This window comes from Streptomyces sp. NPDC046308 (assembly GCF_055588065.1).
Map to the genome: position 1 here is coordinate 280356 of NZ_JBVJFB010000008.1, position 24222 is coordinate 304577.

Sequence of the window (24222 nt, forward strand, 5' to 3'; positions counted from 1 at the left end):
TGAGACCCTGTTAAACCAGAGCATGCAATGAGGCTGGGACCAGCGAGTCGCTGACAGCCGGAAGGACGGCCGTGCACATCGTCATCATGGGCTGCGGAAGAGTGGGCTCCGCCCTCGCGCAAACCCTGGAACAGCAGGGACATACGGTCGCCGTCGTCGACCAGGACCCCACCGCATTCCGTCGGCTCGGCGCCGGATTCGGCGGTCGCCGCGTCACCGGGGTCGGCTTCGACCAGGACACCCTGAGGGAGGCGGGAATCGAGGACGCGGGCGCCTTCGCCGCCGTCAGCAGTGGTGACAATTCCAACATCATCGCCGCCCGCGTGGCCCGGGAGATGTTCGGCGTCGAGAACGTCGCCGCCCGCATCTACGACCCCAAGCGCGCCGAGGTCTACCAGCGCCTCGGCATCCCCACCGTCGCCACCGTGCGGTGGACCGCCGACCAGATGCTGCGCCGGCTGCTGCCGTCGGGTGCCGAGCCGCTGTGGCGCGACCCGAGCGGAGGTGTGCAGCTCGCCGAGGTGCACACCTCCGCCGCCTGGATCGGGCACAAGGTCAGCAGGCTCCAGGAGGAGACCGGCGTCCGTGTCGCCTTCCTCACCCGCCTGGGCGAGGCCATGCTGCCCACGTCGGCGACCGTCCTCCAGGAGGGCGACCTCGTCCACGTGATGATGCGCACGGACGAGATCGACAAGGTCGAGGCGGCGTTCGCCGAAGGTCCTGAGGAGGCACACGCATGAGGGTCGCGATCGCCGGGGCGGGCGCGGTGGGCCGCTCCATCGCGGGTGAACTGCTGGAGAACGGCCACGAGGTGCTCCTGGTCGACAAGGCGCCGACCGCCATCTCGGTGGAGCGGGTGCCGCAGGCCGAGTGGCTGCTGGCCGACGCCTGCGAGATCACCTCGCTCGACGAGGCCGCGCTCCAGCGCTGCAACGTGGTCATCGCGGCGACCGGCGACGACAAGGTCAACCTCGTCGTCTCGCTGCTCGCCAAGACCGAGTACGGGGTGCCGCGCGTGGTGGCCCGTGTGAACAACCCGAAGAACGAGTGGCTCTTCAACGAGTCCTGGGGCGTCGACGTGGCCGTCTCCACGCCGCGCCTCATGTCGGCCCTGGTCGAGGAGGCCGTCAGCGTCGGCGACCTGGTACGGCTGCTGCGCTTCAGCCACGGCGACGCCAATCTCGTCGAGCTGACCCTGCCGGCCGACTCCTCGGTCGCGGGCACCCAGATCAGCGAGATCACCTGGCCCGAGGACACCTCGCTGGTCACGATCATCCGCGGCAACCGGGTCCTCACCCCGCACGGTGAGGAGACCCTGGAGCCGGGCGACGAGCTCCTCTTCGTGGCCGCCCAGGCCCGTGAGGAGCAGCTGGAGGACCTCCTCCAGGCCCGCGGCTAGCCCAGGCGGCGGTGAGCCGGACGCGAAGGGGCGGGGGTGACCGGATGGTCACCCCCGCCCCTTTCACGTCCGGCTCAGGACCCCTGCTTCTCCGCAGCGGCCTCCTTGGCCTCCCACTCCGCGATCACGTCGATCGGCGGCGGCGCCTTCGCCAGGAAGACCCAGGTGAAGTACACCGCGAGCACCATCGGCGGCAGCTTCAGCGCGATCAGCACCCAGCCCAGCTGCGTCGCGTCACCCCACCAGTACAGCGGGAAGAGGATCGCGTACTTGGCGAGGAAGATCAGGCCCCAGGCCAGGCTGGCCTTGGTGTACGCCTTCTTGCGCCCGGGATTGCGGGTGCGCCAGGACAGGTTCTCCTTGAACACCGGGCCCAGGATCACGCCCAGCAGCGGGAAGCCCACGAGCGCGGACAGCGTGAAGGCCACCCCGAGCCCGGCCCCGTAGATCATGCCCGGCAGGTAGAAGCCCTTCGGGCTGCCCGTGAAGAGGGCGAAGGCCACGCCCACGCCCACGCCGAAGACCCCGCTGAAGGCGTGCTTCACCGTGTCCTTGCGCAGCAGCCGGACGATCACCAGGAGCACCGCGACGGCGCCCGCGGCGAAGGCGGACCACTTCAGGTCCTTGTTGATCGTGTAGATCATGACGAAGAGCAGCCCGGGGAGCATCGTCTCCACGGTGCCCCGGATGCCTCCGAAGGCGTCGAACAGCGCCGCCTGCGTCACCGCGCTCTGGTCCTCGGACGGCGTGGCGGCGGGTTCCGGGGTGGTCGGTTTGTCGAATGACGTCACCGGTCAGTGCTCCTGTCCGAGCGGTCGGAGTTCGTACTTCGGGTTGAAGAGCACCCGACGGCCATGACTCATCGAGATGCGCCCGGAAGCGATCATGCGTCGTCCCGGCTCGATTCCCACGATCGAGCGACGCCCGAGCCAGACCACGTCCAGGGCGGCGGAGCCGTCGAAGAGCTCCGCTTCCAGCGCGGGGACGCCCGCCCGCGGCCGCAGGGTGACGGTACGCAGGGTTCCGGTGACCTTGACTATCTGGCGGTCGTGGCAGTCGCAGATCCGCGTGCACCCCGCGGCTTCGGCGTCCTCCTGCAGCTCCGCCGAATGCAGCTCCTCCTGTGAGGTGGACAGCCGCTCGATCATCCGGCGGAACCGGCCCGCCGGCCGGGCCGGCTTCGCGAGCTTCTCGGGACGCGGTTCAGCACTCATACAAAGAAGCCTACCGGCGTGCCCACTACCTCTCGAAGCGGTATCCCATGCCCGGTTCGGTGATGAAGTGCCGCGGGTGCGAGGGGTCCGCCTCCAGCTTGCGCCGCAGTTGGGCCATGTAGACCCGCAGATAGTTGGTCTCGGTGCCGTACGACGGCCCCCAGACCTCCTGGAGCAGCTGCCTCTGGCTGACCAGCTTGCCGCGGTTGCGGACCAGCACCTCCAGCAGGTGCCACTCGGTCGGCGTCAGGCGTACGTCGCGCCCCTCGCGCACGGCCTTCTTCGCGGCCAGGTCCACCGTGAAGCCGTCGGTCTCCACGATCACCTCGTCCTCGCCGGAACCGGCCGGGGGTTCGGCGCGGCGGACGGCTGCGCGCAGCCGGGCCAGCAGCTCGTCCATGCCGAAGGGCTTGGTGACGTAGTCGTCGGCCCCGGCGTCCAGCGCCTCGACCTTCTCGTCGGAGGTGTGGCGGGCGGAGAGGACCAGGATCGGCACCCGGGTCCAGCCGCGCAGCCCCTTGATCACCTCGATGCCATCCATGTCGGGCAGTCCGAGGTCGAGGACGACCGCGTCGGGGTGGCGGGCCGCCGCGAGCTCCAGCGCACTCGCGCCGTCGGCGGCGGCGTCGACCTCGTACTTGCGTGCCTTCAGGTTGATCACGAGGGCGCGGACGATCTGCGGCTCGTCTTCCACCACGAGCACCCGGGTCATTGAGGTCCTGCCTTCTGTCGCGTCATCCGATCACTGCCGTGATCACGTTCCGTGGGTTCCATCGGTTCGGGCGGTCCTTCCGGCACCGGTCCGGGGGGCACCGCCCGCAGGGTGAGCACCATCGTCAGCCCTCCGCCGGGGGTGTCCTCCGCCGCCAGGGTGCCGGCCATGGCCTCGGCGAACCCGCGGGCGACCGCGAGCCCGAGGCCCACTCCGGACCCGCGCGGGGCGTCACCGTACCGCTGGAAGGGGGCGAAGATCCGGTCCCTGGCCTCCTCGGGAACCCCCGGCCCGCGGTCGACGACCCGTACCTCGACGCGGTCGCCGAGGCAGCTGGCCGCCACCAGCACCGGTTGCCCGGGCGGGCTGTACTTGACGGCGTTCTCCACCACGTTGGCCACGGACCGCTCCAGCAGCCCCGGGTCCACCGCCACCATGGGCAGCGTCTCGGGCACGTCCAGCAGCACGCTGTCCTCCGGTACGCCGCCCAGCGCCATCGGGACCACCTCGTCGAGGTAGATCTCCCGGATGAGCGGGGTGACGGTGCCGGTCTGCAGCCGGGACATGTCGAGCAGGTTGCCCACGAGGTGGTCGAGGCGGTCGGCGCCCTCCTCGATGCCTTCCAGGAGCTCGGCCCGGTCCTCCTCGGACCACTCCACGTCGTCGGAGCGCAAGGAGCTCACGGAGGCCTTGATGGAGGCGAGCGGCGTACGGAGGTCGTGGCTGACGGCGGCCAGCAGAGCGGTCCGGATCCGGTTTCCCTCGGCCAGCCGGCGGGCCTCCTCGGCCTCGCCGACCAGCCGCTGGCGGTCCAGGACCACGGCCGCCTGGGCCGCGAAGGCGCCCAGCACCCGGCGGTCCTCGGCGGGCAGGACCCGTCCGGACAGGGCCAGCGCCATGTGGTCGCCGATGGGCATGTCCACGTCGGCGTCCTCGGGCCGCTCGGCGGGGCTCGGGCCGACGCTGCCGGCCGGCTTCCAGGGGTCCGTGTCGTCCTCCCGCTCCAGCAGGGCCACGCACTCCATCGCGAAGGTCTCGCGCACCCGCTCCAGCAGCGCGTCCAGCGTGGTCTCGCCGCGCAGCACGCTGCCGGCCAGGAAGGAGAGGATCTCCGACTCGGCGCGCAGCCGGGCCGCCTGGTGGGTGCGCCGCGCGGCCAGGTCGACCACGGACGCCACGGAGACGGCCACCCCGACGAAGACGGCGATGGCGACGATGTTCCGGGCGTCGGAGACGGCGAACCGGTGCAGCGGCGGGGCGAAGTAGTAGTTCAGCAGCAGCGAGCCGACGGCGGCGGAGGCGAGGGCCGGCCAGAGGCCGCCGAGCAGCGCCGCCGCGACCGTCAGCGCCAGGAAGAGCAGCATGTCGTTGGCGAGGCCGGGGTCCCACGCGACATGCGTCAGCAGCAGGCACAGCAGCGGCGGGAAGACCACGCCCACCAGCCAGCCGGCGAGGATCCGGGGCCGCCCGAGCCGGGCCGCCGAGCGGACCCCGGGCAGGCCGCGCCCCTTGGCGACCTCCTCGTGCGTGACGATGTGCACGTCGAGGTCGGGTCCCGAGTCACGGGCCACGCTCGCGCCGACGCCGGGGCCGAAGACGTACTGCCACGAGCGGCGGCGGCTGGAGCCGAGCACGATCTGGGTGGCGTTGACCCCGCGCGCGAATTCCAGCAGCGCGTCCGGGATGTTGTCGCCGATCACATGGTGAAACGTTCCGCCCAGGTCCTCGACCAGGGTCCGCTGGACCGCGAGCTCCTTCGGCGAGGCCGCGGTCAGCCCGTCGCTGCGGGCGATGTAGACGGCGAGGATCTCGCTGCCCGAGCCCTTGGCCGCCATCCGCGAGGCGCGCCGGATGAGCGTGCGCCCCTCCGGCCCGCCGGTCAGCCCGACGACGATCCGCTCGCGCGCCTGCCAGGTCGAGCGGATGCCGTGCTCGCCCCGGTACTGCTGGAGGTACTCGTCCGCCCGGTCGGCGACCCACAGCAGCGCGAGCTCGCGCAGGGCGGTGAGGTTGCCGGGCCGGAAGTAGTTGGACAGGGCCGCGTCGACCTTTTCGGGCTTGTATATGTTCCCGTGCGCCATCCGCCGGCGCAGCGCCTGCGGGGACATGTCGACCAGCTCGATCTGGTCGGCCCGGCGGACCACCTCGTCGGGCAGGGTCTCCCGCTGCCGCACCCCGGTGATCGACTCGACCACGTCCCCCAGGGACTCCAGGTGCTGGATGTTGACGGTGGACACGACGTCGATCCCGGCCCGCAGCAGCTCCTCCACATCCTGCCAGCGCTTGGCGTTGCGCGAGCCGGGCACGTTGGTGTGCGCGAGTTCGTCGACGAGCGCGACGGCGGGCCTGCGGGCGAGCAGCGCGTCCACGTCCATCTCGGTGAAGGAGGCTCCGCGGTGGGTGAGGGCCTTGCGCTCCACCCGTTCGAGACCGTGCAGCATGACCTCCGTGCGCGGCCGCCCGTGGTGCTCGACGAAGCCGACGACGAGGTCCGCGCCCCGCTCCACCCTGCGGTGGGCCTCGGAGAGCATCGCGTAGGTCTTGCCCACACCGGGTGCCGCGCCGAGATAGATCCTGAGCTTGCCGCGTCCCATGCGCCCATTCTCGGGGACGTCCCGGACGTCGACGTACCGATCACCGCCCCGGCGCCGATCCCTGACGGATCCCTGACGCCCCCGGCCGGGGTCCTCGCGCGGCGGGCGCGGGCGGGCACTGGGAAGGCCGGTGGACCCCACCCCGAAGGAGTGGGGCCCACCGGCCGAAAACATGCGACGGCCCCCTGTGCGCACGGGGCCGTCCGAGGTCAGCGGACCTCGGTGATCTCCGGGCCGCGCTCCAGCTGGCCCATGCCGCCGCCGAAGCGGGAGCCTTCCTGCTCCTCCGTCTGCACGCCGTCCGGCACCATCTGGGCGTCGTTCGGCAGCTTCAGGACGATCGGGTCGCGGGGGGCCATCGGGCCGTCGCCGCGGACGACGACGGTGTCCCGGAAAATCTGCTCCAGCACGCCCGCCGACTCGGGGCGCACCGCGCCCTGGCCGGAGATGACGCCGCGCAGGAACCAGCGCGGACCGTCGACGCCGACGAAGCGGACCAGCTGGGCGCCGGTCTGTCCGTCCGGGAGCGGTACGGGCACCTGTGCGCGCAGCTCCCAGCCCAGCGGACCCTGGGCCTCGTCGATGATGCCGCCCTGCTGGGTGATGCCCGCGGCGATCTCCTCGCGGACCTCGCCCCAGATGCCTTCCTTCTTGGGCGCGGCGAAGGCCTGCAGCTGCACGGCGCTGTCGCCCAGGACCACGGTCGCGGCCACGATCGCGTCACCCGCGACCTCGACGCGCAGTTCCATGCCCTCGACACCGGGTACGAGGATGCCGCCCAGGTCGACCCGGCCGTCGGCCGGGTTCCCGAGCACCTCGGAGACGTCCCACGGGCCGTCGGGCCGCGGGGCGGGGGGCAGGTTCACCCGGCGCGGTGTGGCAGCGCCGTCCTGCTCGCCCGCGTCGTCCGGCTCACCGGATCCGACGCCGTCTACGACCTGCTCGGCCGCGCCGCCGTCCTTGGCGGAGTCGTTCTTCTTGCGACGTCCGAACACGTCACTGTCCTTCCCGGTCGGTTACGACCGAAGCGTAGCCATTCCCACCCTGCTGACCAGCCCCGGATCCGGCCACGGCCGCATGACCGCCGGTGGAGCCGAAGCCCCCCTCGGCCCGGGCGGAGCCGGGAAGTTCCGCCACCTCGTGGAAGCGCACCTTCTCGACCCGCTGGACAACCAGCTGGGCAATGCGGTCGAAACGCTCGAACCGGACGCTCTCGCGAGGGTCGAGATTGACCACGATCACCTTGATCTCCCCACGGTACCCGGCATCCACCGTCCCCGGGGCATTCACCAGGGCGAGCCCGCAGCGTGCGGCCAGGCCGGACCTGGGGTGCACGAAGGCCGCGTACCCGTCGGGCAGGGCGATGGACACTCCGGTGGGCAGCACGGTCCGCTCGCCGGGCGCCAGCTCCGCGGCCCGGGTCGTCACCAGGTCGCAGCCGGCGTCGCCGGGGTGGCCGTACGCGGGGATGGGGACCTCAGGATCGACGCGGCGGATCAGCACGTCGACCTCATGGCGGGGTCCGTTGTGGTTCAGGGACATCAGGGGTTCACCTCGAAGGCGCGTGCGCGCCTGACCTGGTCCGGGTCGGCCATCGCCGCCCGGATCTCCTCGGGCCGTCCGTTGTCGATGAAGTGGTCGACCTTCACCTCGATGAACAGGGCGTCGGCGCGCACGGCGACCGGGCCCTGCGGACCGCCTATCCGGCCGACGGCGGTGCAGTAGATCTTGCGCCCGGCGACGGCGGTGACCTCGGCCTCGAGGTAGAGCACGGTGTCCACGGGCACGGGCCGTACGAAGTCGGTCTCCAGCCGCCCCGTCACGGCGATGACGCGCAGCAGCCAGTTCAGGGAGCCGAGCGTCTCGTCGAGCGCGGTGGCGAGCACCCCGCCGTGGGCGAGGCCGGGAGCACCCTGGTGCGCGGCCTTGACGGTGAACTCGGCGGTGATGCGTACGCCCTCACCCGCGCGGGCCTCCAGGTGGAGGCCGTGCGGCTGGCCCCCGCCGCAGCCGAAACAGTGCTCGTAGTGCGCACCGAGGAGCTCGCCGGGTGCCGGGGCATCGGGGTGCCGGACCGGCGCCGTGGCATCGGCCGGGGGCGTCAACGCTGTGTTTCGTCCACTCACAGCCGCAGACCTTACCCGCGCGGCTACCCACCGGTCGCCCCGTGGCAGGCTTGAGGTCATGCAGCCCTCCCCCGCGCACCACGACGAACGCCTGACCGCCCCCCGCTCCTGGTGGGGCATCGCCGTACTGACCGGTCTCGCGTGCGCGCTGATGCTGCTGCCGCTGGGCACGATGCCGCTGCTGGCCGGCCTGGTCGGGGGCACCGCGCTGAGCGGGCTGCTGGTGAGTTCGTACGGTTCCGCGCGTGTGCGCGTGGTGAACGGGGCGCTGGCCGTCGGCGACGCGCGGATCCCGGTGACCGCGCTGGGTGAGCCCGAGGTGCTGGACGCCGAGGAGGCGCGCGCCTGGCGCACGTACAAGGCGGACACGCGCGCCTTCATGCTGCTGCGCAGCTACGTCCCGACCGCGGTCCGCGTCGAGGTGACCGACCCGGTGGACCCGACCCCGTACGTCTACGTCTCCACCCGCGAGCCGGCGGCCCTGGTCGCGGCGATCCGCGCGGCGAAGGCCCGGGCCGTCGCGGTCGAATAGCGCCCGCCTCGCCCGGCGGCGGCCGGTCTCAGCCGTGGGTGCCGGGATCGCCACCCTCGAGTGCGGCCCTGGTGGCCTCGGGAAGGGGCTGGGTGGGCTGCTCAAGGGGCGGCAGGGCGGGCAGGGCATCCCACGCCACGGCCCTGCCGCGCAGGTCCGCACGGACCTTCTCGGCGAGTTTGCGGGTGTCGCGCCGGTTCATGACCGCGCCGACGGCGGCGCCCACCATGAACGGCATCAGGTTCGGCAGGTTGCGGAACATCCGCTTCATGATCTGCTGGCGCAATTCGCGCTTCATCTGCCCGCCGAGCGCCGCGTTCAGCGTGGTCGGCTTGGTCAGGTCGACCCCGCGCTCCTCCGTCCAGGAGGTCAGGTAGGCGTAGCTGCGCTGTGCGAGGCTGCCGGGCGCGCGGAGCCCGTAGACCTCGTGGAGTTCGGCGATGAGCTTCAGCTCGATCGCGGCGACCCCGGTGATCTCCGCCGCCAGCTCCGCCGGCATCGCGGGCGGGACGGGGAGCATGGCCGCCGCGCCGATCCCGGCGCCGACGGTCGAGGTGGCGTTGGCGGCGCCCGAGATCAGCTTGTCGGCAAGCTGCTCGGGGCCCAGGCCCGGGAACTGCGCGCGCAGGGTCGCGAGGTCCCGAACCGGAACGCGCGGTGCGTTCTCGATGACCCTCTCGGTGATGTAAAGGGCGGCGTGCCTTACACCCTCGCCGCCCTTGCGTACACCCTTCTTGACGGCTTGCAGCCGACGGGCCCCGGGCCTGGGCCGGGCCCCCTCGCCGGGCTCTGTGACCGACGGCACCGCCGGGGCGGTGTCGGAGGGCACGGCGATCGCTTCACTGGCGGAGCCGCCGGGGGCTCCGGAACCCGTTTCCGGGTCCGGGGGTGCCACCTGCGCCTCCGCCGGATCACCAGACTTCCGGAAGCGTCGCTTCCGAAAGGGTGTCGAGCCAGCCACGGCCGACGCCTCTCAGTCGCAGTCGCGACAGATCGGCTGACCGTTCTTCTCACGCGCCAGCTGGCTGCGGTGGTGCACCAGGAAGCAGCTCATGCAGGTGAACTCATCGGCCTGCTTGGGCAGGACCCGGACGGCCAGCTCCTCGTTGGAGAGGTCCGCACCGGGAAGCTCCAGGCTCTCGGCCGAGTCGAATTCGTCCATGTCCGAGGCCGAGGACGACTTGTCGTTACGTCGGGCCTTCAGCTCTTCAATGCTGTCGTTGTCGACGTCGTCGTCGGTCTTGCGCGGGGTGTCGTAGTCCGTTGCCATTGTTCGCTCTCCCCCTCTGGGTGTTAGCGGTGTCTCAGCGCACGTAACGCACGAGAGGCCGGACTTGTGCCCGACCTGAGGCGGAGATTTTGCCTCACATCAAGGTCTGTTACTCAATCGACACCCAGCCGCCCACCTGAAGGGGCGATTGGCTGGGATGACGACCGGGACCGTACACGGTCCGGGGGCCGTCTTGCACAAACGCCACCCCGTGTATTTCCCGCCATACGGGGGGCCGGAAACCCGGACTTCCCGGGCTTTCCGGCCGCCCCAGGGTCACTGAACGCACATGCGCCGACACTCGCAACTGTGATCGATCACACAGGAGCAATTGCTTTTAGAGGGCAAGCGTTCAGCCAACAGCGAACACGGGGTGCCGGGCTCACAAGGGAAGAGTGACACGCATCACGAGGCCACCGCCTTCCCGGGGGGTCGCCGCGATCCTTCCGCCGTGGGCACGCGCCACGGAGCGCGCGATCGAGAGACCGAGCCCGACACCCTTGTCACTGCCCGTGCGCTCCGTACGCAGCCGCCTGAAGGGCTCGAAGAGGTTGTCCACCTCGTACGCGGGAACAACGGGACCCGTGTTCGATACCAGGAGGACCGCCTGACCGTGCTGGACCTCGGTGGTGACCTCCACCCAGCCGTCCTCCGGCACGTTGTACCGGACGGCGTTCTGCACCAGGTTGAGGGCGATCCGCTCCAGCAGCACGCCGTTGCCCTGGACCACGGCCGGCGCGCGCTCGCCGCGGATCTCCACGCCCTTCGCCTCGGCCTCGCCCCGCACCTGGTCGACGGCGCGCGAGGCGACCTCCGCCAGGTCCACGGGCTTGCGCTCCACTATCTGGTTCTCGCTCCGGGCCAGCAGCAGCAGGCCCTCGACCAGCTGCTCGCTGCGCTCGTTCGTGGCGAGCAGGGTCTTCCCCAGCTGCTGGAGCTCCACCGGGGCCCCCGGATCGGAGAGGTGCACCTCCAGCAGGGTCCGGTTGATCGCGAGCGGCGTGCGCAGCTCGTGCGAGGCGTTCGCGACGAACCTCTGCTGCGCCGTGAACGCCCGCTCCAGCCGGTCCAGCATCTCGTCGAAGGTGTCGGCGAGCTCCTTGAGCTCGTCGTCCGGCCCGTCCAGCTCGATCCGCCGGGTCAGGTCGGTGCCGACCACCCGGCGTGCGGTCCGGGTGATCTTGCCCAGCGGCGAGAGCACCCGGCCGGCCATCGCGTAGCCGAAGGCGAAGGCGATGATGCTCAGCCCCAGCAGGGCCATGAGCGACCGGCTCAGCAGGTCGTCCAGGGCGTGCCGGCGCTGTTCCAGCGCACAGGCCTTCATCGCGGTGTTGAACTGTTCGAGCTGGTTGATCCTCGACACCGGGCACGTCGTGCTGGTGACCTGGACGTTCTGGCCGTCGACGATCTCGTACATGAGGGCGTTGCCCTGCCGCAGCGCCTGCGCCGCCAGCAGGTAGATGATCGACAGCAGCAGGATGCCCGCGATCAGGAACATCCCGCCGTAGAGCAGCGTGAGGCGTATCCGGATCGTCGGGCGCAGCCACGGGAAGGGACCCTCGGGCTGGCCGGGGTCCCAGGTCGGTTTCGGTGGCGCCGCCGGTGGCGCCGGGCTGGTTGCCACGCGGTCAGATCCGGTATCCGGAACCGGGCACGGTGACGATGACCGGCGGCTCCCCGAGCTTGCGCCGCAGGGTCATGACGGTCACCCGTACGACGTTGGTGAACGGGTCGGTGTTCTCGTCCCAGGCCTTCTCCAGCAGCTGCTCGGCGGAGACGACGGTCCCCTCGCTGCGCATGAGGACCTCCAGCACCGCGAACTCCTTCGGCGCCAGCTGCACCTCCTTGCCCTCGCGGAACACCTCGCGCCGATTCGGGTCCAGCTTGATCCCGGCACGCTCCAGTACGGGCGGCAGCGCGACCGTGGTGCGCCGGCCGAGGGCCCGCACGCGTGCGGTCAGCTCGGTGAAGGCGAAGGGCTTGGGCAGGTAGTCGTCCGCCCCGAGCTCCAGGCCCTCCACCCGGTCGCTGACATCACCCGAGGCGGTCAGCATGAGCACGCGGGTGGGCATGCCGAGCTCGACGATCTTCCGGCACACGTCGTCGCCGTGTACGAGCGGGAGGTCCCGGTCGAGCACGACCACGTCGTAGTCGTTCACGCCGACCCGCTCCAGGGCGGCGGCGCCGTCGTACACGACGTCCACGGCCATGGCCTCCCGGCGCAGTCCGGTGGCCACCGCATCGGCGAGCAGCTGCTCGTCCTCGACGACGAGTACGCGCACGTCGTTTCCTTCCTCCGAGCCCAGCAGGGCACACGTGTATTGCGTCGCCCATCCTGCACGTTTCGGCCGTAAACCGGCTGTAAGGCGGCTCGTGGAGGGGCTGACGGTACGGAAGTGAGGGATTCCCCGGCCTTGAGAGGTTTCTGGGCCCAGAGCGCCGGGGAGGACGTCAGCACACCCCATCCACTCCCTGACGGCGGACAGCCACGTGCCGCCGCCGACCCACGAAGAGGGGGCGAACCCATCATGGACGCATTCACCGCGGGTCTCCTGCAGCGCATCAGGGCGACGCAGTCGGACCTCATGCACGCCCGCGAGACGGGCGACGACTTCCTCGCGGAAGTGGAACAGGCGGAGCTGGAAGACCTCCAGCGGCTCGCCGCCGAGCACGGGGTGCCGGTCACGGCCGCCGTGCCCGCCTGCTGACCCCGGCCTTGCCGACCCGACCCGAGCCGACCTGCTGATCCCTCACGGCTCCCGCACGACGCGAACCCCGGCCGCCCACTCGGGCGGCCGGGGTTCGCGTGCTTCCGGCGACCTCGGCCCGCCCCGACGGGGCCGGGGCGGGGCGCCGCGGGACCCGGTCAGTCGTGCCAGGCCCCGAACTCCTCCAGCAGCGGCTGCATCGAGGCGAACACCGCGGGGGTGGCGGCCAGGGTCAGCTCCCCCGAGGCCCGCTCCCCCGGTCGGCCGCCCGTCAGGGCGCCCGCCTCGCGCGCGATTAGGTCGCCGGCGGCCAGGTCCCAGGGGTTCAGCCCCCGCTCGTAGTACCCGTCCAGCCGCCCGGCGGCCACGTCGCACAGGTCCAGCGCCGCCGACCCGCCCCGCCGGACGTCCCGTACCAGCGGGATGATCCGGGCCGCGACCTCGGCTTGGTGGGCCCGTCGGGTCTGCACGTACGCGAAGCCCGTGCCGAGCAGTGCCTGGTCCAGCGGCGCCGCCGGCCGGCACGCGAGGCGCGCCGTGCCCAGCCAGGCACCGCCGCCCAGCACCGCGTGGTACGTCTCCCCGCGCATGGGCGCCGCCACGACGCCCACCACGGTCTCGCCCTCGTACTCGGCGGCGACGGACACCCCCCAGCTCGGGAGCCCGTAGAGGTAGTTCACGGTGCCGTCGAGCGGGTCGACGACCCAGCGCACCCCACTGGTTCCGGGGGTGTCCGCGCCCTCCTCGCCCAGCAGTCCGTCCTCGGGGCGCCGTTCGGCGAGGATGCCGGTGATCAGCTTCTCCGCCGCGATGTCCATCTCGGTCACCACGTCGATCGGGCTGCTCTTGGTGGCCGCCACCGCCAGATCGGCCGGCCGGCCGTCGCGCAGCAGAGCCCCGGCCTGGCGGGCGGCCTCCAGGCCCACGTCCAGCAGTTCGGCCTTCAGCTCTTCGGAGATCACGGTTCCTCTTCCTACGCGTACGGACTGTCGGCGCCCGCGGCCGCCGGCCGGGGGCTGCGCGCCGGGCAGCAGCCCACCGCGCACAGGTCGTGGCTCTGCCCCAGCGTGCCCACCCAGCACTCCGCGGCCCGCTCCCCGCGCTCCTTGGCGGCCCGCTCCAGCACCAGCTCCCGTACGGCCCCGGCGAACAGCGGATCGGCGCCGACGGTCGCGGAGCGCGCGACGGGCAGACCCAGTTCGGCCGCCTTGGCGGTGGCCTCGGTGTCCAGGTCGTACAGGACTTCCATGTGGTCGGAGACGAAGCCGATGGGCACCATCACGACGGCGGGGGCGCCCTCGGCGTGCAGGGCCTCCAGGTGGTCGCAGATGTCCGGTTCCAGCCACGGGATGTGCGGGGCGCCGCTGCGGGACTGGTAGACGAGCTGCCAGGGCCGCGCGGTCCCGGTCCGCGCGGCCACCTCGTCCGCGATCACCCGGGCGACGTCGAGGTGCTGCTTGACGTAGGCACCGCCCTCGCCGCCCCCGGTGTGGTCCTCCACGGGGCCGGAGGCGTCCGCGGCGGCCGTCGGGATGGAGTGCGTGGTGAAGGCGAGGTGGGCTCCGTCCCGGACCTCCTCGGGGAGCGCGGCGAGCGAGGCCAGCACCCCGTCGATCATGGGCTGCACGAAGCCGGGGTGGTTGAAGTAGTGCCGCAGCTTGTCGACCCGCGGCAGCTCCAGCCCCTCGTCGGCGAGGGTGGCCAGCGCGTCGGCGAGGTTCTCGCGGTACTGCCGGCAGCCCGAGTACGAGGCGTACGCGCTGGTCGCGAGCACCGCGATCCGGCGCCGGCCGTCGGCGACCATCTCCCGCATCACGTCGGTCAGGTACGGGGCCCAGTTCCGGTTGCCCCAGTAGACCGGCAGGTCCAGCCCGTGCTCGGCGAAGTCCTTGCGCAGCGCGTCCAGCAGCGCGCGGTTCTGCCCGTTGATCGGGCTGACCCCGCCGAAGCCGAAGTAGTGCTGCCCGACCTCCTTGAGGCGCTCGCGGGGGATGCCGCGACCGCGCGTGACGTTCTCCAGGAACGGCACGACGTCGTCGGGCCCCTCGGGGCCGCCGAAGGACAGCAGCAGGATGGCGTCGTACGGGGCGGCGGGCCCGCCGGCGGGCGGGAGGAGCTGGTCTGACATGCCCCGAATCCTGCCACCCGGCGTCCCCGCGGGAGAAGCGGCCCGGCCGGGAGCAGCCCGGCAGCGAAGGTAAGGTAAGCCTTAGTTCCGAGCGCGGAACCTTCCCCGTGCGGGTGCCCCGTAGGCGGTCGTAACCTGTATGGGCGCACGACGTCCCTTACGGAGGGCCCTTGCCCAGTCCCTATCGCGCCATTTTCTCGGCCCCCGGCACCCGGGGGTTCAGCGCCGCCGGCCTCATAGGCCGACTGCCGATATCCATGGTCGGCGTGGGCATCCTCACGATGATCTCCGAGCTCACCGGTCGCTACGCCATGGCCAGCGCGCTCACCGGCACGCTGGCGCTCGCCGCCGCGGTCATCGGCCCCCAGGTCTCCCGGCTCGTGGACCAGTACGGCCAACGGCGCGTCCTGCGCCCCGCGACCCTGATCTCCGTCGCGGCGGTCACCGGACTGCTGCTGGCCGCGGCGCACGGCCTGCCGGACTGGACGCTCTTCGTCTGCGCCGCGGTCGCCGGCTGCGTGCCCAGCGTGGGCTCGATGATCCGCGCCCGCTGGACGGTCATCTACCGGGACTCCCCGCGCGAGCTGCACACCGCGTACTCCTTCGAGTCGGTGGTGGACGAGGTCTGCTTCATCTTCGGCCCGATCCTCGCCATCGGACTGTCCACCACCTGGTTCCCGGAGGCCGGGCCGCTGATCGCCGCCGTCTGCCTGATGGTCGGCGTGTGGCTGCTCACCGCCCAGACCTCCACCGAGCCCGCCCCGCACCCGCACGACAAGAGCGCGGAACGCGTCTCGGCCCTGCGCTCACCCGGCCTGCAGGTGCTGACGGCCACCTTCGTGGCGACGGGCGCGATCTTCGGCTCCATCGACGTGGCCACCCTGGCCTTCGCGGAGGAGCAGGGCAGCAAGTCCTCGGCGAGCTTCATCCTGGCCGTCTGGGCCCTCGGTTCCTGCCTGGCCGGCATCGTCTTCGGCCTGCTGCATCTCAAAGGCCGGACCGAACGCCGTTGGATACTGGGCGTATGTGCGATGGCCGTGAGTATGATCCCCCTCCTACTGGCCGGGAACCTTCCGTTTCTGGCCGTGGCGCTCTTCGTCTCGGGCCTCGCCATCGCTCCCACGATGATCACCACGATGGCCCTGATCGAGGCGCACGTACCACACGCGAAGCTGACCGAGGGCATGACCTGGATCAGCACCGGCCTCGCGGTCGGCATCGCGCTCGGGTCCTCCGTGACCGGCTGGGTCGTGGACGCGGCCGGCGCGCGGACCGGGTACGTCGTCTCCATCTCGGCGGGGGTGGCCGCGGCGGCGGTTGCGTTCGCGGGATACCGCCGGCTGACGAGGCCGGCGCAAGGGGAGGAGCCCTCTAGCGATGGCGACGGCGACAGCGGGGACAGCAGGGAACAGCAGGCAGGCCACCACCTGGCGTAACTGGGCGGGCAACGTCACCGCCACGCCCGCCCGCGTGGTGACCCCGGCCTCGGTCGGGGAGCTCCAGGAGGCGGTCCGCCGGGCCGCCGAAGAGGGACTGCGGGTGAAGGCGGTCGGCACCGGCCACTCCTTCACCGCGGCCGCCGCGACCGACGGGGTGCTCGTACGCCCCCAGGCCCTGGCCGGGATCCGGGCCGTCGACCGGACCGCCGGCACCGTCACGGTGGAGGCGGGCACGACCCTCAGGGATCTGAACCGGGCCCTCGCCCGGGAGGGCCTGTCGCTCACCAACATGGGCGACATCATGGAGCAGACGGTCTCCGGCGCCACCAGCACCGGCACCCACGGCACCGGCCGCGACTCGGCCTCCATCGCCGCCCAGATCCGCGGCCTGGAACTGGTCACCGCCGACGGCCGGCTGCTCGTCTGCTCCGAGAAGGAGAACCCGGAGGTCTTCGCGGCGGCCCGGATCGGCATCGGCGCGCTCGGCATCGTCACCGCGATCACCTTCGCCGTCGAGCCGCTCTTCTTCCTGACCGCCCGTGAGGAGCCCATGGGCTTCGACCGGGTGACCTCGGAGTTCGAGGAGCACTTCGCGGAGAACGAGCACTTCGAGTTCTACTGGTTTCCGCACACCGGCAACTGCAACACCAAGCGCAACAACCGCAGCCAGGGCCCCGCCGCCCCGCCCGGACCGGTGAGCGCCTGGGTCGAGGACGAGCTCCTCTCCAACGGCCTCTTCCAGGTGGTGAACTCGCTGGGCCGCGCGGTGCCCGCCACCATCCCCTCCATCGCCCGCGTGGCCAGCCGCGCCCTGTCGGCGCGCACCTACACGGACATCCCCTACAAGGTGTTCACGAGCCCGCGGCGGGTGCGGTTCGTGGAGATGGAGTACGCCCTCCCGCGCGAGCGGGTGGTCGAGGCGCTGCGTGAGCTGCGCGCGACGGTCGACCGCTCGGGGCTGCGGATCAGCTTCCCCGTGGAGGTGCGGACGGCTCCGGCGGACGACATCGCGCTGTCGACGGCCTCGGGGCGCGAGACGGCGTACGTCGCGGTCCACATGTACAAGGGCACCCCGTACCAGGCCTACTTCACAGCGGCCGAGCGCATCTTCACCGCGCACGGCGGCCGGCCGCACTGGGGCAAGGTGCACACGCGGGACGCGGAGTACTTCGCGCAGGTCTATCCGCGGTTCGGCGAGTTCACCGCGCTGCGGGACCGGCTCGACCCGGACCGGGTCTTCGGCAACGACTACCTGCGGCGCGTCCTGGGCGACTGAGGTCCGCCCCGAGCGCCACTCGGCACCGCCCGGCGGCACGTGGTGTGCAGCCCGTCATGGAGCGCTCTGCCGCGCCGCCGGTGTCGACGCGTCGGGGTTCGGCGGCGGGGTGGGGGGCGCGTGGGTCGGGGTGGGCGTCGGGGTGGGCGTCCGCTCCGAGGGGGAGGGGCCGGGTGTCGGGTCCCCCGATCCGGAGGCGTCGGGCTCGGGGCGTGGACTGCCGCTCGCGTCGTGGCCCGTGCTCGGGCCGCCGGGCGTGGGCGAGGAGTCGGGAGTGGCCCCCGGGCCGGGGGTCCTGCCGCCCTTCCCGTCGCCCGCCGGGTCTTCCCCGGGGGCCGGGGGCCGGTGCTCACCGGCCTTGCGGGTGCCCCCCGAGAAGAGCGTGCCGCCGCCGCTGCTGACGGAGGTGCCGGCCATCGCCTCGTAGGTGCCGAGGCCGCCGATGGCGAGGACGAAGGCGGCGGCGGAGGCCACCGCGGTGCGTTTCCAGCCCCGTATCCGGGTGCCGTGCACGGTGGCCTCGCCGAACTCCCCGCCGAACTCCCCGGCGGGCCCGCTCGTGTGCGGCGCCGTCAGGGCACCGTCCTGCCGCCGCTCCTCACGGGGCGGCGGCACCCGGCGGGTCCCGGTCCGGGTGCTCTCGCGCAGCTGGTCGCCGGTGCGCCGGAAGAAGTGCTGGATGACGGGCCCGCCGGCGGTGGCGACGACGCTGACCACGCCGGCCCCGAGGATGGTCCCGTAGACGCCCAGCTTCGAGGCGAGCAGGGCCGCCGCGACAGTGGCGAGGGAGGAGCCCGCGACCTGGGCCGCGCTCAGGTCGAGCTGCTTCTCCTCCGGTGCGTCCTCGGTGTCCTGCGTCCTCTTGCGACCCGTCGGCATCCCGTGTGTGTCCCGCCTCTCACGCTTCTCCTCTTCCAGCAGTTACTGACCGCTGAGCGAAGCGGATAGTTCCGTTTCGGGTGATTCTGTGAAGCAGGACACCCGAAATCGGACGCCGGGTGCAGGTGGGACCCGAAGGAGGGCAGCCCAACTCCCGCCGTCCGGGGAAAGTTCGGCGGCGCGGCGGTCCACCCAGGTGGCCCGAATGGAGTACTGTGGCGAGCCCTGGGGCCGTCCTTCCTTTCGGATGTCCGGACTCGGGAGAGGGGGCCGACTGATGGAGAACGGCACTCAAGACCGGTGATGCCGCGGTATTGCACGGGCTCCTGCTGCGCACAGTAACCGTTCGGTCACTGTGCGTGCCCAACAGGTAACCGTGCCATAACGGCGATCAAGGGCGCATGCCCGACACGCCGGTTTAACTCGGCAAGGTTGTGGCAGGCTGCACCCGGGCAGGCCACACTCGACTAGCGGAAGCAGCGACGCACGTGACGTCGGCAGGCACCACCCGGGAGGTCCCCATGCCCGAACTGCGTGTCGTGGCCGTCTCAAATGACGGCACACGACTGGTGCTCAAGGCTGGGGACAGCACGGAGTACACGCTTCCGATCGACGAACGGCTGCGGGCCGCCGTGCGCAACGACCGCGCGCGCCTGAACCAGATCGAGATCGAGGTCGAGAGCCACCTCCGCCCCCGCGACATCCAGGCCCGCATACGGGCCGGTGCCTCCGCGGAGGAGGTCGCTCAACTCGCCGGCATCCCCGTCGACCGCGTACGCCGCTTCGAGGGCCCCGTGCTCGCCGAGCGCGCCTTCATGGCCGAGCGGGCCCGCAAGACCCCCGTGCGCCGTCCGGGCGAGAACACCGGGCCGCAGCTCGGCGAGGCCGTGCAGGAGCGGCTGACCCTGCGCGGGGCCGAGAAGGAATCCGTGCAGTGGGACTCCTGGCGCCGCGACGACGGCACCTGGGAGGTCCTCCTCGTCTACCGGGTCGCGGGCGAGCCGCACTCGGCGAGCTGGACCTACGACCCGCCCCGCCGGCTGGTCGTGGCCGTGGACGACGAGGCCCGTTCCCTGATCGGCGAGTCCGAGGACCTGCCGGCGACGCCGGAGCCGAGCTTCCCCTTCGTGCCGAGGATCGCGCGGCTGCCCCGCGACCGTCCGCTGGACCGTGCCCTGGACCGGCAGCTGGAGCGGCCGGACAACAGGCCGGCGCCCGCGCCGGACCCGGAGGAGGAGCGGGACACCCTGACGAGCCTGCTGGAGGCCGTACCGAGCTTCCGCGGCGACATGGTGGTCCCCGAGCGCACCGACCCCCCGGCGACGGAACCGGAAGCGGAAGAGCCGCCGGCCCCGGCCGCCTCCGCGGGCGCGGGCTCCGCGTACGCCGACGTCCTGATGCCCCGCACGGTGGCGGGCCACCGCGACCGCCTGACCGGCACCACCGACCGCCAGGCGGAGGCCGACGGGGTCCGCCCCGGGCGGCGCGCGGCGGTGCCGAGCTGGGACGAGATCGTCTTCGGCACCCGCCGCAAGAAGCAGGAGTAGCACCGCCGCCGGGTCGGCCCGGCGGCGGTTCGCCCCGCTGCGGGCCCCGCTACTGGGGGTCGGGGCCCGTGGCCACCGGACGGGCGGGGTCCGAGGACCACTCCGACCAGCTGCCCGCGTAGAGGTCGGAGGCGATGCCGGCCACCTCCAGCGCGAGGACCTCGTGGGCTCCGGAGACGCCCGAGCCGCAGTACACGCCCACCGGGCCGCCCCCGGAGGCGCCGAGCCCCTCGAACCGGGCCCGCAGCTCGTCCGCGGGCAGGAAGCGCCCGTCCTCGCCCACGTTCTCCGTGGTCGGCGCCGACAGCGCGCCCGGGATGTGGCCGCCGACCGGGTCGATCGGCTCGACCTCGCCCCGGTAGCGCTCCCCCGCCCGGGCGTCGAGGAGTACCCCTTCGCGCGCCCGTACGGCCGCCGCGTCCGCGTCCAGCAGCCCCACCGCCCCCGGTGTTGGCTTGAAATCGCCCTCCTCGGGAGTCACCCGGTCGGCCGTCACTGCGCCTCCGGCCGCCGTCCACGCGTCCAATCCGCCGTCCAGGACCCGCACGTTCGGGTGACCCGTCCAGCGCAGCAGCCACCACGCCCGGGCGGCCGCCCAGCCCTGGCCGCCGTCGTACACGACGACCGGCACGTCCGCCGAGACGCCGGCCCGGCGCATCACCGCCCCGAAGGCCTCCGGGTCGGGCAGCGGGTGCCGCCCGCCGGCCCCGGGCGGACCCGCCAGTTCGCGGTCGAGGTCGACGTACACCGCGCCGGGCAGGTGTCCTTCCTCGTAGGCGGGCCGCTGGTCGGGGCCGCCGAGCTGCCAGCGGACGTCCAGCAGCACCGGCGGCCGGGGCCCCGCCAGTTCGTTCCTCAGTTCGGCGGCGGAGAGGATCACACGTTTCGCAGTCATGCCGGCCATCTTCCTCCCCACCCGGAACCGGCGTGACAACCCCGTCATCGGCGGGGCGCACCGATCCGGTCAACTCCGTGCCGGCACCCCGCGATGCGGCGCGGTCGGGGCGCGCCGGGTCCTCCGGAGTGGAAGCATCAGCACCGGTAAGCGGCGCGACGGAGGAGACGGCTGACATGACCGAGGCAGCGGAAGCAACCCGGCGCACGCCCGGTACCCCGTGCTGGGTGAGCCTCATGGTGCACGGGCTCGGGACCACCGAGGACTTCTACGCCGACCTGTTCGGATGGGAGTACGTACCGGGACCCGAGCAGCTCGGCCCGTACGTACGCGCCGTGCTGAACGGCCGGGAGGTGGCCGGGATCGGCGAGATGCCGCCCGACCGGCATCTTCCGGTGGCCTGGACGACGTACCTCGCCACGGACGACGCCGACGCGACCGCCGAGTCGGTGCGTTCGTGCGGCGGCACGGTCGCGGTGGGCCCGCTGGACGCGGGCATCGCGGGGCGGGTGGCGATCTGTTCCGACCCGCTCGGCGCGATCTTCGGGCTGTGGCAGGCGCAGAGCCGCATGGGCACCGGGCTGCCCGCCGGACCGGGCACACCCGTCTGGAACGAGCTGGTCACCCAGGACACCTCGACGGTCGGGAAGTTCTACGAGCACGTCTTCGGCCACGAGGCGCTGACGCACGGCACGGCCTCCGAGGACTTCGACTACCTGACCCTCAATCTGGAGGGCCGGCCGGTGGCCGCGGTGCACGGCGTGGGCCGCTCGCTGCCGCACGACCGCGGCCCGCACTGGATGGCGTACTTCGAGGTGGCGGACCCCGACGCGGCCGCGGCCCGCGTCGCCGACCTCGGCGGCCGCGTCATCGACCCGCCCCGCGAGGGCCCGCGCGGCCGCCAGGCCACGGTCGCGGACCCGGAGGGCGCGACCTTCACGCTCGTCCGGCCCCGAGGCTAGGCGGGGTTGACGGGGAGGACATCCGGGGAGAGGGCGCCCGCGTGGGCGGCGGCCGAGGTCATGCGACGGCGGTGGTGACGGCGGCAGAGGACCTCGTAGCCGATCTCCCCCGCCGGCCGGTTCACGTCGCCGACGACGACCTGGGCGCCCTCGACGACCATCTCACCGTCTATCGTCCGGGCGTTGTGGGTCGCGCGGGCCCCGCACCAGCACAGCGCCTCGACCTGGAGCTGCTCGATCCGGTCCGCCAGCTCGATCAGGCGCTGCGAACCCGGGAAGAGCTTCGTGCGGAAGTCCGTCGTGATGCCGAAGGCGAAGACGTCCATGTCCAGGTCGTCGACGATGCGGGCGAGCTGGTCGATCTGCTCGGGGGCCAGGAACTGGGCCTCGTCCACGATCACGTAGTCGGCCTTGCCGCCCTGGGAGAGCTGCGCGACCAGGTACGCGTACAGGTCCATGCCCTCCGGCGCCTCGACCGCCTCCGTCACCAGGCCCAGCCGGGACGACAGCTTGCCCTCGCCCGCCCGGTCGTCGCGGGTGAAGATCACGCCCTGCAGCCCCCGCGCGTCGCGGTTGTGGGCGATCTGGAGAGCCAGCGTGCTCTTTCCGCAGTCCATCGTTCCGGAGAAGAACACCAGCTCGGGCATGGGAAGTACGGGACCTTTCGGGTCGGAGGTGGGCGGTGCGGGAGGAGGGGAAGGGAGGGGACGGACGGGAGCGAAGGGTCAGGAGCGGATCTCCAGCAGCGGGACCAGCTGCTCCGCCGCCGTCATGGAGCCGTGCATGCCGACGAGCGCGGACTCGTTCGGCTCGTTGCGCGAAGCCGTGATCGCGACATCGGCCTGGGCTGCCGCGACCACGTCGCCGATGCGGCCCAGCACGCGCTCGTCGCACTCCCCCGGAGCGCCGAACCAGCCCAGTTCCAGGGCCTCTTCGCGGCTCGCGATCCAGAACCGGTCGCCCAGCACCTCGCGCCACACGGTCAGTACGTCGTTCTGCGCGCCCGGCACCGCGTACACGTGCCGGGCGCGGCCCTCGCCACCCAGCAGTGCCACGCCGGCGCCGAGTTCCCAGTCCTCGTCGAAGTCGATCCGCGCGTCCTCGTCGAAGGGGACGTCGACCATGCCGTGGTCCGCGGTCACGTACAGCGCTGTGCGCGGCGGCAGCTGCTCGGCGAGGCGCTGCACGAGCCGGTCGACGAGCATCAGCTGGCCGCGCCAGGCGTCGGAGTCCACGCCGTGGCGGTGGCCGGCCCCGTCGAGCTCGCTGTAGTACGTGTACACGAGTGAGCGGTCACCGGCCGCGAGGCGGTCGGCCGCCAGGTCCATCCGCTCCTCGCCGGTCATCCGGCCGAGGAAGGTGCCGCCGCTCAGCGCGACCTTCGTGAGCGGGGTGGTCTGGAAGGTGGGCGAGGACACCTGGGCGGTCGCCACACCGGCCTTGTCGGCCAGCTGGAAGACCGTCGGGTACGGCTGCCACGGCTTGGGCGAGGTCCACGGGTGCCAGCGGAGCTGGTTCATCAGCTCGCCGGTGGCGGGGTTGCGCACGGCGTAGCCGGGCAGACCGTGCCGGGCGGGCGGCAGGCCGGTGCCGACGGAGGCCAGCGAGGTGGCGGTGGTCGCCGGGAAGCCCGCGGTGATCGGGCGGCCGGTGCCGCCGCGCGAGCTGCCGAGGAGGGAGGTGAGGTACGGGGCCTCGTCCGGGTGGGCCTTGATCTGCTCCCAGCCCATCCCGTCGACCAGGAACACGCAGTTCCGGTCGGCCGGGGTGAGCTCGGCGATGGCGGCGGTGAAACCGGGGACGCCCTGCCCGGCCGCGAGCGTGGGCAGCAGGTCGGCGAGGGATCCGGTGCCGTACTCCGGGACGGGGGCACCGGCCAGGTCCAGCAGCTCCGGCTCCGGCCACTCCTGCGCCGCGGAGTACGCCATCAGCGGGCGGGGGTGGAGGACGTGGCCGCTGTGGCCTCGCTGAGCGCCTGTGCGAAGACCAGGGTCTGGCGCACCGCCTCGGGGCCGTCGCCGGCCTCGCTGACCCGCAGGCTGAGGTCGTCGGCGGTGGAGTTGCCGGTGTAGCCGTGGTCGGAGTCGCAGTTCGGGTCGCCGCAGGCGGCCGGCTCCAGGTCGATCCGCGAGACCGCGCCCCAGCCGATGGTCAGGACGACCTCGCGGGGCAGGGTGCCCGGGGTGTAGGACTCCGGGTTGGCGACGACACGGCTCAGCACCACGGAGGAGATGCTGGACAGCTTGACCGACTCGGTGGAGGTGGTCGCGTACGGGGACGGGGACCCCGCGTCGGCGGCCTGCTCGTCGGTGTGGCTCACGATGAAGCGGTTGCCGGTGAGGACCAGCACGGTGACGTGGCGGCGCACCTCGTTGGAGTCGAAGGTCGTCTCCTGGTGGACCAGGTACGACGAGATCGGCTCGCCGCCCACCGCGGCCTCCACGGCCTCGGCCACGAGGGCCGGGTAGTAGCCGCTGCGCTCGATCGCCGTGCGCAGCCCCTGGGTCGTCGTACCGGATTTCGCCATGAGGTCCATCCTAA

26 protein-coding genes are annotated in these 24222 nt (G+C 72.3%); 8 read left to right on the top strand and 18 right to left on the bottom strand.

Going from position 1 to position 24222, the window contains the following annotated elements:
* The first annotated feature begins 71 nt into the window (after positions 1–71).
* Both ACZ6JT_RS29155 and ACZ6JT_RS29160 read left to right on the top strand, forming a co-directional pair.
* On the top strand, positions 72–740 hold the full coding sequence (locus tag ACZ6JT_RS29155) for a potassium channel family protein (protein ID WP_398673666.1): 669 nt from the start codon (positions 72–74) through the stop codon (positions 738–740).
* The gene (locus ACZ6JT_RS29160; protein ID WP_030709508.1) at positions 737–1399 is read left to right on the top strand and encodes a potassium channel family protein; all 663 of its coding nucleotides are present in this window, start codon (positions 737–739) and stop codon (positions 1397–1399) included. The genes ACZ6JT_RS29155 and ACZ6JT_RS29160 overlap by 4 nt, the downstream gene beginning before the upstream one ends.
* A gap of 74 nt (positions 1400–1473) precedes the next feature.
* Here ACZ6JT_RS29160 and ACZ6JT_RS29165 read toward each other — a convergent pair whose 3' ends face one another.
* The 7 genes from ACZ6JT_RS29165 to ACZ6JT_RS29195 form a co-directional block, all read right to left on the bottom strand.
* Positions 1474–2190 (bottom strand): DUF3159 domain-containing protein, encoded by a 717-nt coding sequence (locus tag ACZ6JT_RS29165; protein WP_351584564.1) that lies wholly within the window; start codon positions 2188–2190, stop codon positions 1474–1476.
* A 3-nt stretch (positions 2191–2193) separates the two neighbouring features.
* Positions 2194–2613 carry an OB-fold nucleic acid binding domain-containing protein gene (locus ACZ6JT_RS29170; protein WP_078892815.1) on the bottom strand — a complete coding sequence of 140 codons (420 nt, stop codon included), beginning with the start codon at positions 2611–2613 and terminating at the stop codon, positions 2194–2196.
* A 25-nt stretch (positions 2614–2638) separates the two neighbouring features.
* A complete protein-coding gene (locus ACZ6JT_RS29175) occupies positions 2639–3325 on the bottom strand; it encodes a response regulator (RefSeq protein ID WP_469214233.1) in 687 nt (228 codons plus the stop codon).
* On the bottom strand, positions 3322–5919 hold the full coding sequence (locus ACZ6JT_RS29180; protein ID WP_469214235.1) for a DUF4118 domain-containing protein: 2598 nt from the start codon (positions 5917–5919) through the stop codon (positions 3322–3324). Before ACZ6JT_RS29180 ends, ACZ6JT_RS29175 begins: the two co-directional genes overlap by 4 nt.
* Before the next feature lie 209 nt (positions 5920–6128).
* Positions 6129–6914 (bottom strand): DUF3710 domain-containing protein, encoded by a 786-nt coding sequence (locus ACZ6JT_RS29185; protein ID WP_469214237.1) that lies wholly within the window; start codon positions 6912–6914, stop codon positions 6129–6131.
* 1 nt (position 6915) lies between these two features.
* A complete protein-coding gene (gene dut / locus ACZ6JT_RS29190; RefSeq protein ID WP_469214238.1) occupies positions 6916–7461 on the bottom strand; it encodes a dUTP diphosphatase in 546 nt (181 codons plus the stop codon).
* The gene (locus ACZ6JT_RS29195; RefSeq protein WP_469214240.1) at positions 7461–8045 is read right to left on the bottom strand and encodes a PaaI family thioesterase; all 585 of its coding nucleotides are present in this window, start codon (positions 8043–8045) and stop codon (positions 7461–7463) included. The genes dut and ACZ6JT_RS29195 overlap by 1 nt, the downstream gene beginning before the upstream one ends.
* Before the next feature lie 58 nt (positions 8046–8103).
* Between ACZ6JT_RS29195 and ACZ6JT_RS29200 the strand changes: the two genes are divergently transcribed.
* On the top strand, positions 8104–8577 hold the full coding sequence (locus tag ACZ6JT_RS29200) for a DUF3093 domain-containing protein (RefSeq protein ID WP_469214243.1): 474 nt from the start codon (positions 8104–8106) through the stop codon (positions 8575–8577).
* Positions 8578–8605: 28 nt separating this feature from the next.
* Here the strand turns inward: ACZ6JT_RS29200 and ACZ6JT_RS29205 are convergent, their stop codons facing one another.
* The 4 genes from ACZ6JT_RS29205 to ACZ6JT_RS29220 all read right to left on the bottom strand — a co-directional run bounded on the left by ACZ6JT_RS29205 (position 8606) and on the right by ACZ6JT_RS29220 (position 12129).
* Positions 8606–9538 carry a hypothetical protein gene (locus ACZ6JT_RS29205; RefSeq protein WP_469214245.1) on the bottom strand — a complete coding sequence of 311 codons (933 nt, stop codon included), beginning with the start codon at positions 9536–9538 and terminating at the stop codon, positions 8606–8608.
* A 12-nt stretch (positions 9539–9550) separates the two neighbouring features.
* Positions 9551–9847: a DUF4193 domain-containing protein gene (locus ACZ6JT_RS29210; RefSeq protein ID WP_267723728.1), complete on the bottom strand. Its 297-nt coding sequence runs from the start codon at positions 9845–9847 to the stop codon at positions 9551–9553.
* A 382-nt stretch (positions 9848–10229) separates the two neighbouring features.
* Positions 10230–11471, bottom strand: a complete 1242-nt coding sequence (locus ACZ6JT_RS29215; RefSeq protein WP_469214247.1) for a sensor histidine kinase — start codon at positions 11469–11471, stop codon at positions 10230–10232.
* A gap of 4 nt (positions 11472–11475) precedes the next feature.
* Positions 11476–12129, bottom strand: a complete 654-nt coding sequence (locus tag ACZ6JT_RS29220; protein ID WP_030008767.1) for a response regulator transcription factor — start codon at positions 12127–12129, stop codon at positions 11476–11478.
* 246 nt (positions 12130–12375) lie between these two features.
* On the opposite strand from ACZ6JT_RS29220, the gene ACZ6JT_RS29225 reads away from it, so the two are divergent.
* Positions 12376–12555 carry a hypothetical protein gene (locus tag ACZ6JT_RS29225; protein ID WP_469214249.1) on the top strand — a complete coding sequence of 60 codons (180 nt, stop codon included), beginning with the start codon at positions 12376–12378 and terminating at the stop codon, positions 12553–12555.
* Positions 12556–12713: 158 nt separating this feature from the next.
* Here the strand turns inward: ACZ6JT_RS29225 and ACZ6JT_RS29230 are convergent, their stop codons facing one another.
* Positions 12714–13517 carry an inositol monophosphatase family protein gene (locus ACZ6JT_RS29230; RefSeq protein ID WP_469214251.1) on the bottom strand — a complete coding sequence of 268 codons (804 nt, stop codon included), beginning with the start codon at positions 13515–13517 and terminating at the stop codon, positions 12714–12716.
* An 11-nt stretch (positions 13518–13528) separates the two neighbouring features.
* Positions 13529–14683 (bottom strand): ferrochelatase, encoded by a 1155-nt coding sequence (locus ACZ6JT_RS29235; RefSeq protein ID WP_469214253.1) that lies wholly within the window; start codon positions 14681–14683, stop codon positions 13529–13531.
* A gap of 170 nt (positions 14684–14853) precedes the next feature.
* Between ACZ6JT_RS29235 and ACZ6JT_RS29240 the strand changes: the two genes are divergently transcribed.
* Positions 14854–16119: an MFS transporter gene (locus ACZ6JT_RS29240; protein ID WP_469214255.1), complete on the top strand. Its 1266-nt coding sequence runs from the start codon at positions 14854–14856 to the stop codon at positions 16117–16119.
* A complete protein-coding gene (locus ACZ6JT_RS29245) occupies positions 16061–17398 on the top strand; it encodes a D-arabinono-1,4-lactone oxidase (RefSeq protein ID WP_469214257.1) in 1338 nt (445 codons plus the stop codon). The genes ACZ6JT_RS29240 and ACZ6JT_RS29245 overlap by 59 nt, the downstream gene beginning before the upstream one ends.
* A gap of 54 nt (positions 17399–17452) precedes the next feature.
* On the opposite strand, the gene ACZ6JT_RS29250 is transcribed toward ACZ6JT_RS29245, so the two are convergent.
* Positions 17453–18277, bottom strand: coding sequence for a hypothetical protein (locus ACZ6JT_RS29250; RefSeq protein ID WP_469214259.1), 825 nt, complete (start codon positions 18275–18277; stop codon positions 17453–17455).
* A gap of 488 nt (positions 18278–18765) precedes the next feature.
* On the opposite strand from ACZ6JT_RS29250, the gene sepH reads away from it, so the two are divergent.
* Complete coding sequence (gene sepH, locus ACZ6JT_RS29255) at positions 18766–19824, top strand: septation protein SepH (RefSeq protein ID WP_469214261.1); 1059 nt, start codon at positions 18766–18768, stop codon at positions 19822–19824.
* Between the two features lie 49 nt (positions 19825–19873).
* Here sepH and ACZ6JT_RS29260 read toward each other — a convergent pair whose 3' ends face one another.
* The gene (locus tag ACZ6JT_RS29260; RefSeq protein ID WP_469214263.1) at positions 19874–20719 is read right to left on the bottom strand and encodes a sulfurtransferase; all 846 of its coding nucleotides are present in this window, start codon (positions 20717–20719) and stop codon (positions 19874–19876) included.
* Between the two features lie 176 nt (positions 20720–20895).
* Between ACZ6JT_RS29260 and ACZ6JT_RS29265 the strand changes: the two genes are divergently transcribed.
* Positions 20896–21681, top strand: coding sequence for a VOC family protein (locus tag ACZ6JT_RS29265; protein ID WP_469214265.1), 786 nt, complete (start codon positions 20896–20898; stop codon positions 21679–21681).
* Here the strand turns inward: ACZ6JT_RS29265 and ACZ6JT_RS29270 are convergent.
* The 3 genes from ACZ6JT_RS29270 to ACZ6JT_RS29280 all read right to left on the bottom strand — a co-directional run bounded on the left by ACZ6JT_RS29270 (position 21678) and on the right by ACZ6JT_RS29280 (position 24208).
* Positions 21678–22328, bottom strand: coding sequence for a thymidine kinase (locus tag ACZ6JT_RS29270; protein ID WP_365472193.1), 651 nt, complete (start codon positions 22326–22328; stop codon positions 21678–21680). The genes ACZ6JT_RS29265 and ACZ6JT_RS29270 overlap by 4 nt on opposite strands.
* 78 nt (positions 22329–22406) lie before the next feature.
* On the bottom strand, positions 22407–23609 hold the full coding sequence (locus ACZ6JT_RS29275; RefSeq protein WP_469214267.1) for an alkaline phosphatase family protein: 1203 nt from the start codon (positions 23607–23609) through the stop codon (positions 22407–22409).
* The gene (locus tag ACZ6JT_RS29280) at positions 23609–24208 is read right to left on the bottom strand and encodes a DUF5998 family protein (RefSeq protein ID WP_030009684.1); all 600 of its coding nucleotides are present in this window, start codon (positions 24206–24208) and stop codon (positions 23609–23611) included. The genes ACZ6JT_RS29275 and ACZ6JT_RS29280 overlap by 1 nt, the downstream gene beginning before the upstream one ends.
* Positions 24209–24222: the final 14 nt, after the last annotated feature.